Source organism: Mesorhizobium sp. M2A.F.Ca.ET.037.01.1.1, assembly GCF_003998075.1.
Taxonomy (GTDB): domain Bacteria; phylum Pseudomonadota; class Alphaproteobacteria; order Rhizobiales; family Rhizobiaceae; genus Mesorhizobium.
The window spans coordinates 1-6,779 of the sequence record NZ_RZSA01000287.1 but is presented as its reverse complement, the minus strand read 5'-3'; the positions used below and the strand labels follow the sequence as shown (position 1 = coordinate 6,779).

7 protein-coding genes are annotated in these 6,779 nt (G+C 66.4%); 5 read left to right on the top strand and 2 right to left on the bottom strand.

Annotation, left to right across the window (positions count from 1 at the left end; all coding sequences use genetic code 11):
* The 5 genes from EOA27_RS16055 to EOA27_RS16035 form a co-directional block, all read left to right on the top strand.
* Positions 1 to 675: nitrilase-related carbon-nitrogen hydrolase (locus EOA27_RS16055; protein ID WP_127256675.1), on the top strand; the 675-nt coding region annotated here is incomplete at its 5' end.
* 7 nt (positions 676 to 682) lie between these two features.
* Positions 683 to 1,975, top strand: a complete 1,293-nt coding sequence (locus EOA27_RS16050) for a Coenzyme F420 hydrogenase/dehydrogenase, beta subunit C-terminal domain (RefSeq protein ID WP_126082259.1) — start codon at positions 683 to 685, stop codon at positions 1,973 to 1,975.
* Between the two features lie 9 nt (positions 1,976 to 1,984).
* Entirely contained in the window at positions 1,985 to 3,145 is a 1,161-nt protein-coding gene (locus EOA27_RS16045) for an FAD-binding oxidoreductase (protein ID WP_126082260.1), read from the top strand.
* A complete protein-coding gene (locus EOA27_RS16040) occupies positions 3,142 to 4,425 on the top strand; it encodes a Zn-dependent hydrolase (protein ID WP_126082261.1) in 1,284 nt (427 codons plus the stop codon). Before EOA27_RS16045 ends, EOA27_RS16040 begins: the two co-directional genes overlap by 4 nt.
* On the top strand, positions 4,422 to 5,087 hold the full coding sequence (locus EOA27_RS16035; RefSeq protein WP_126082262.1) for an isochorismatase family cysteine hydrolase: 666 nt from the start codon (positions 4,422 to 4,424) through the stop codon (positions 5,085 to 5,087). The genes EOA27_RS16040 and EOA27_RS16035 overlap by 4 nt, the downstream gene beginning before the upstream one ends.
* Here EOA27_RS16035 and EOA27_RS16030 read toward each other — a convergent pair.
* Together EOA27_RS16030 and EOA27_RS16025 are read right to left on the bottom strand one after the other, a co-directional pair.
* Complete coding sequence (locus EOA27_RS16030; RefSeq protein WP_126082263.1) at positions 5,072 to 6,562, bottom strand: D-aminoacylase; 1,491 nt, start codon at positions 6,560 to 6,562, stop codon at positions 5,072 to 5,074. The two genes, EOA27_RS16035 and EOA27_RS16030, sit on opposite strands and share 16 nt — an antisense overlap.
* A 12-nt stretch (positions 6,563 to 6,574) precedes the next feature.
* Positions 6,575 to 6,779 (bottom strand): trimethylamine methyltransferase family protein (locus EOA27_RS16025; RefSeq protein WP_189562039.1); only part of this gene is annotated, 205 nt, incomplete at its 5' end.

Sequence of the window (6,779 nt, the reverse complement as noted above, 5' to 3'; positions counted from 1 at the left end):
CTCTACGATGCCGCCGCGCGCCTGAAGGTCGGTTTCGCGCTGGGTTATTGCGAGCTGACGCAGGAAGAGGACCGCACGCGCCATTTCAACACCATGGATCTTGTCGGGCCGGACGGCGCCTTCATCGGCCGCTATCGCAAGATGCACGTGCCGGGGTCGAGCGAGCCGGAAGCGGGCACGACCACGCATCTCGAACGGCGTTACTTTGAACCCGGCAATCTCGGCTTCCCGGTCTATGACTTTCGCGGTGTTCGCGTCGGCCTCGCCATTTGCAACGATCGCCGCTGGCCGGAGACCTATCGCATGCTGTGCCTCAACGGCGCCGAGGTGGCACTGCTCGGCTACAACACGCCGCTCCTGCTCGACGAGGCGCCGGCGCTGGCACATCTACGCATGTTCCACAATCACCTGCCGATGCAGGCCGGCGCCTATCAGAACACGCTCTGGATCGGCGCCGCCGCCAAGGCCGGGCTGGAAGACGGCCAGGCACTGATCGGCGGCTCCTGCATCATCGCGCCGACCGGCGAGATTGCCGCGCAGGCGATGTCGCTCGACGACGAAGTCATCGTTCACCGCGCCGATCTCGACCTCATCGAGACGTGTCGCAAAGTGAACTTCAACTTCGCGCTCTATCGCCGCCCCGACCAGTACAAACGCATCGCGGATCCGGTCTGAGACAGCGATGGGCCTGATCAAGACCAGTTGCAGCCAGGCACCGCTCGCGGCCGACCCACTGTCGCTTGGCGAGATCGTCGAGAACGGTCTTTGCATCGGCTGCGGCCTCTGCCGGTCGATGGCCGGGCGCGACATCGAGATGGTGATGACACCGGAAGGGCGCGAGCGGCCGGTGGCACGAAAGGCATTGGACAAGCCGACATTGGCGAAGATCAACGCGGTTTGCCCAGGAACACGCATCGCCGGTCCGCCACCCGCGCAGATGAATGACGCCACGTTGACGGACACGGTCTGGGGACCGGTCGAGCGGCTCGTGCTCGGTTCCGCCGGCGATCCCACGGTCCGGTTTATTGGCTCCGGCGGTGGGACACTGACGGCGCTTGGCCAATTCCTGCTCAGCTCGGGACGCGTAAAATTCGTGCTGCATGTCGCGGCGTCGCGCTCCATGCCGATGCGCACGGAACGCAAGCTGAGCTTCGACGGCGCTTCGGTGCTCGACGGCGCCGGCTCGCGCTACGGGCCGGCGGCCACGCTGGTGGATTTCAACGACATCCTCGATCGCGGCGAGCCGTTCGCGCTGATCGCCAAGCCTTGCGACATCACCGCCGTGCGCAACCTGGCGCGGCTCGATCCGCGCGTTGACGAGCACATGCGCTATGCGCTCGCCTTCGTCTGCGGCGGCGCCTCGGACCTCACCAAGTCGGAACAGGTGCTGCAGCGTTTTGGCCTCGGCGAGGACGAGCTGGCCCTATTCCGCTACCGGGGTCATGGCAATCCCGGCCCGAACCGCATCGAAACCAAGGACGGCCACGCTTTCGAGATCAGCTACCGGCAGCTCTGGGAAGACGAGGACAAATGGATGATCCAGCCGCGCTGCAAGATCTGTCCCGATGCGATCGGCCAGGTGGCGGATATCGCGGTGTCGGATGCCTGGCTGAACGGCGGACCAGCCGTCGAGGATGAACCGCTCAACGGCATCATAGTTCGGACAAAGCGCGGGCTGGAGCTGTTCGACGCGGCCGTCGAGGCTGGCGCGCTGGAGATCAAGCGCGAGAGCAACATTGCCGAGATCAGCGAATTGCAGTCGCATCAGGTGCGCAAGCGGCGCGCCGTCTGGGCGCGGCTGAAGGGCATGGCAATCGCCGGCAAGCCGGTGCCTTTTGTCAGCGACCTCGCATTGCGGGATTGCGCCGCGCAGAATTCGCCTGCCGAGAATCTGGCCGAGGGGCGGGGCGCCCGCGATCGCGCCCGACGCGGCCGTCTGGGCGAGCCGCCTGCCGTGGCGCGCGCAACAGTTTAGGGGGGATCGATGAGCGAGCAGACCGAAGTCATCATCATCGGCGGCGGCATGACCGGGGCCGGCGCCGCGTACGAGATTTCGCGCGACAGGAAGGTCGTGCTGTTCGAGCGGGAGAGCCATTGCGGTTACCACACCACGGGGCGTTCGGCGGCTAGCTTCACCGAGAATTACGGCAACGGCGTCATCCGCCGCATCGTGCTCGCCAGCCGGGCGTTTCTCACCGAGCCGCCTGCCGGCTTCTGCGATTATCCGCTGCTCAGCAAGCGCGGCATGATCACAGTGGCACGCGCCGACCAGCTCGACCTGTTGCGCGAGGATCTGGCGGCCGCGCAGGCGCTGGTGCCCTCGATCGTTGCGATGAGGCCGGATGAGGCGATCGCGCACGTTCCGGTGCTGCGCCGGGATTATCTTGCCGGCGCTTACATCGAACCGCATTCGATGGATATTGACGTCAACGGCTTGCACCAGGGTTTTCTGCGCGGCGCGCGGGCGCGGGGCGCGCGTATCGTCACCAAGGCCGGGGTCAAAGGCATCGGTCGGCAAGGCGGACAATGGCGGGTCGAAACGGAAGCGGGCGCATTCCTTGCGCCGCTGATCGTCAATGCGGCCGGCGCCTGGGGTGACGAGATCGCGGCGATGGCGGGCGTCCGCCCGGTCGGCTTGCAGCCGAAGCGCCGCACCGCTTTCAACATCCCCGCACCTTCAGGTGTCGACATTGCCGACTGGCCGCTGGTCAACGATGTCGGCGCGGAGTTCTATTTCAAGCCGGATGCCGGACAGCTGTTCGTGTCGCCGGCCGATGCCACGCCGTCGGAGCCGATGGACGCCTTTGCCGAAGACATCGATGTGGCGATCGGCGCCGAGCGCCTCGAACGGGCAACGACGATCGAGGTGCAGCGTGTGTCGCGTTCCTGGGCAGGCTTGCGGACCTTCGTCGCCGACGGCTCCCCGGTGGTCGGGCCTGACGACGAGTTTCCGGATTTCGTCTGGCTGGTCGGGCAGGGCGGCTACGGTATCAAGACCTCGCCGGCGCTGTCGCGCGTCTGCGCCAGCCTGATCGCCGGCGGCGGCCTGCCGGACGATGTCGCGAGGCAAGGCGTGTCGCTGGACGATCTCACACCGCACCGTCTGCGCAATGTCACGCCCGAAGCCAGCAAGGTTGCTTCATGAACAGCGCCATCCTGACGGCCGGAGGTCACCTGGCCGGGCGCATCCTGGAGACACTCGCTGAAGCCACGACCGATGCGCCGGGCATCACGCGCATCGCCTACGGACCCGGCGAGCGCTTCGCCCACAACCTCGTGCGTGAGGAGGCGCAGAAGCTCGGCGCGGTTGCGCGCACCGATGCCGCCGGCAATCTCTATTTGACGCTCAGTGGCCGCGATCCGGACCTGCCGGCTTTGGTCGTCGGTTCGCATCTCGACAGTGTGGCGCATGGCGGCAATTTCGACGGCGCCGCCGGCGTTGTGGCGGGCTTGGCGGTGATGGCCGAGTTGGTCGCGAAAGCCGTCCAATTGCCGCGCGATCTCATCGTGCTGGCCACGCGCGCCGAGGAAGCCGTCTGGTTTCCGCTGTCCTATCCGGGCAGCCAGGCGGCTCTTGGCTTGCTCGATCCGGAGGCGCTTGAAGCAAAACGATCCGACAGCGGCCGCACGCTGGCCGAACACATGCGAGAGGAAGGGTTCGACCCCGATGCGGTGCGGCGCGGGGTTCCGGGGATCTATGCCGCGCGGATCGCGGCCTTCGTCGAGGTGCACATCGAGCAGGGACCGCGGCTTGTCGCCGCTGGCGCGCCGGTCGGCATCGTCACCGGGATTGCCGGCGGGTTCCGCTATGTCGACGCCAAATGCCTTGGCGCCTATGCCCATTCCGGCGCCGAGCCGCGCTTCGCCCGGCATGACGCCGTGCTTGGCTTTGCCGATCTGGTCGCCGCGCTTGAGATCGAATGGGATGCGCTGGAGCGCGAAGACCATGAGGCGACAATCACCTTCGGCCGTGTGCAATCCGATCCGACACAGCATGGCGGCAGCCGGGTTCTGGGCGAGCTCGGCTTCACGCTGGATGTGCGCAGCGCCGAAGCGACGGTTCTCGAACGTGTCGAGGCGCGGCTTCGGACTATTCTGGCTGAAGTTAGCGCCAGGCGGGGCGTAGCGTTCGAACTCGGGCAGCGTTTCACTTGGGAGCCGGCGACGATGTCGGCAGATTTGGCCGCCAAGCTGGATCGCGCCGCTACCGAATTGCAGATGCGGGCACCGCATGTGCCGAGCGGGGCGGGACACGACGCGGCGACTTTTGCCGGCGCCGGTATTCCAACCGCCATGGTCTTCGTGCGCAACGAGAACGGCAGCCACAACCCGCATGAAGCGATGGAGATCGCCGACCTCGATGAGGCGATCCGTCTGCTCTTCCGCTTCGTCACAGACTTCGACAATCCCTTGGATCAGCCATGAACCTCGCCAAGACCGCCTTGCTCGTCATCGACCTGCAGAACGAATACCGCCCCGGCGCGGCTTGGCCGGTCGTCGGCTATGACGCGGTGCTCGCCAACACCGCCGCGCTGATCGGAGCCGCCCGTGCGGCGGGCGTGCCCGTCATCCATGCGCAGGCCTGGGTGAAGCCGGAGGAACGCGACGGCTATGCGCGGCAGGAAGAGATCCTGACCGAGGAATTCCGCTCCGCGGTGGCGGGCAGCAACGGCGCCGAAATCTGCGCCGAGGTGGCAGCGCTGCCCGGCGACATCGTCATCCACAAGCATTGGCCAAGCGCCTTTCGGCGGACCGATCTTTCGCAGCGGCTCGCCGCCCTTGGCATCGAGACCCTGATCGTCACCGGCGTGCTCACCGACAGCTGCGTGACCGCGAGCGTCTTCGACGCGGTTTACGAGGGGTTTCGCGTCTGGCTGGTCAAGGACGCCTGCGGCAGCATGACGGAGGCCATGCACCGCACCGGCATGCTCGACATGGCGAACCGGCTTTATGGCGGCGGCATTCTTCGCCATCCCGAGGCGCTGAAGGCGCTGGCCGACCACCCCTTCGACGGCTGGCGCTGCACGCGGCCGGTGGAATTTGCCTACACGCTGGAAACGGTCGATGGAATTTACGAGGCGCTGTGATCGGCGCCGCAGTTGCATGCGCCTCTGACGATCGGCTTTGAGGCCGAAGGCTTGAGAACCGCGCCAGGCAGCGCTCCAGTGGCTCTCCCTTTTCGCCACACCGATACGCCGTTCACAAAGACATGCTCGATACCGGCGGCGGGCCGGCGCGGTTCCTCGAAGGTGGCGGTGTCGATGATCGTCTCGGGATCGAAGACGACGAGATCGGCGAAGTTGCCTTCGGCCAGCAGGCCGCGTTGCGCGATGCCGAATTCCTTCGCGGGCAGCCCGGTCATGCGGAATACGGCCTCCTCCAGGCTGAACAGGCCGACATCACGCGCGTAGTGCCCGAGCACGCGCGGAAATGTGCCCCACAGGCGCGGATGCGGATGGATGTCGTGCGGCAGGCCGTCCGAGCCGATCATGGTGCGCGGATGCGCGATGATGTTGCGCACATCGTCCTCGTCCAGCTGGAAATAGACGGCGCCGGCCGGCAGCAGACGCTCGCCGGCCTCGCGCTCGGTGCAGTTCCATTCGCGCGCGATGTCGGCGATCTCGCGCCTCGCCATCTCCGGATGCGGGTCGGACCAGGTGATGAGGATCTTCAGCCCGGTGTCGCAGCGCTCCAGGCGCAGCACCGTGGAACTCGCGGCATAGGGATAGACGTCCATGCCGATATCCATCGCCTCGCGCGCCCGGTCGATGCGCTCCAGCGAGGGCCGGCTCTTGCCGAAATTGGCGCGGCCGGTGCACTGGTGGTGCGAGATGAAGAGCTTGCCGCCGGCGTGATCGGCAATGTCGATCGCTTCCTCGATGGCTCCGTCCATCGTCTCGAAATAGTTGCGCGTGTGGGTGACATAGGGACCACCCAGGCCTGCCGCCGTGGCGGCCAGAGCCTTGACCTCGTCGGTCGAGGAGTTGACGGCCGGTGGATAGTCGAGGCCGGTGCTGAGGCCGAACGCGCCTTCGGCCATCGCTTCGGCAACCGCTTCCTGCATCGCCGCCGTTTCGGCTTCGGTGGCCGGACGATCGGTCACCGGCATGCAACGCTGGCGCAAGGTGGTGTGACCGACAAGCAGGGCGGCGTTGGTGGCGATGCCGCGGCGCTTCAGCTCGGCGACATAGTCGGCAAAACGGTCGAAGCGGAAATTCTCGCGGCCGCCGACCAGCGTGAAGGGCGGCGGTGGGGTCTTGTCGAGCAGCAGCGGCGCCAGGCTGACACCGCAATTGCCGGCAATCACCGTGGTGACGCCCTGGCTGATCTTCGGGTCCATGCCGCGCGGGGCTAGCAGCGCGCCGTCGTCATGGGTGTGCACGTCGATGAAGCCTGGCGCGACCACCTTGCCCTTCGCGTCGATCTCCTCGACGCCCTGCGCATCGTCCAGCCGACCGACCGCCGTGATCCTGTCGCCAGTGACGGCAATGTCGGCCCCGAAGGGTTTCGAGCCGTCGCCGGCGATCAGCGTCGCGTGGCGGATGACAAGATCATAAGGCATTGCATAAATTTCCTAAGCTTCCGGATTAGCCGCGATCTCCTCGCGGCGATGCGCGACATAGGCGTCGAGCTCCTCGCGGATCGCGGCGTCCATCACCGGCTCCTCGTAATCGTGCAAGGCCTGCTGCCAGAGCTCGGTCGCCCGCTCCAGCGCGTCCTTGCCGCCGGCTTCCTGCCAGGCGCCGTAATTCTGCCAGTTGGAGAGCATCGGTTGGTAG

Excerpts from the sequence above, each read along its gene's own strand:
- EOA27_RS16050 (WP_126082259.1), top strand. The coding sequence starts at position 683 with ATGGGCCTGATCAAGACCAGTTGCAGCCAGGCACCGCTCGCGGCCGAC.
- EOA27_RS16045 (WP_126082260.1), top strand. The coding sequence starts at position 1,985 with ATGAGCGAGCAGACCGAAGTCATCATCATCGGCGGCGGCATGACCGGG.
- EOA27_RS16040 (WP_126082261.1), top strand. The coding sequence starts at position 3,142 with ATGAACAGCGCCATCCTGACGGCCGGAGGTCACCTGGCCGGGCGCATC.
- EOA27_RS16035 (WP_126082262.1), top strand. The coding sequence starts at position 4,422 with ATGAACCTCGCCAAGACCGCCTTGCTCGTCATCGACCTGCAGAACGAA.
- EOA27_RS16030 (WP_126082263.1), bottom strand. The coding sequence starts at position 6,562 with ATGCCTTATGATCTTGTCATCCGCCACGCGACGCTGATCGCCGGCGAC.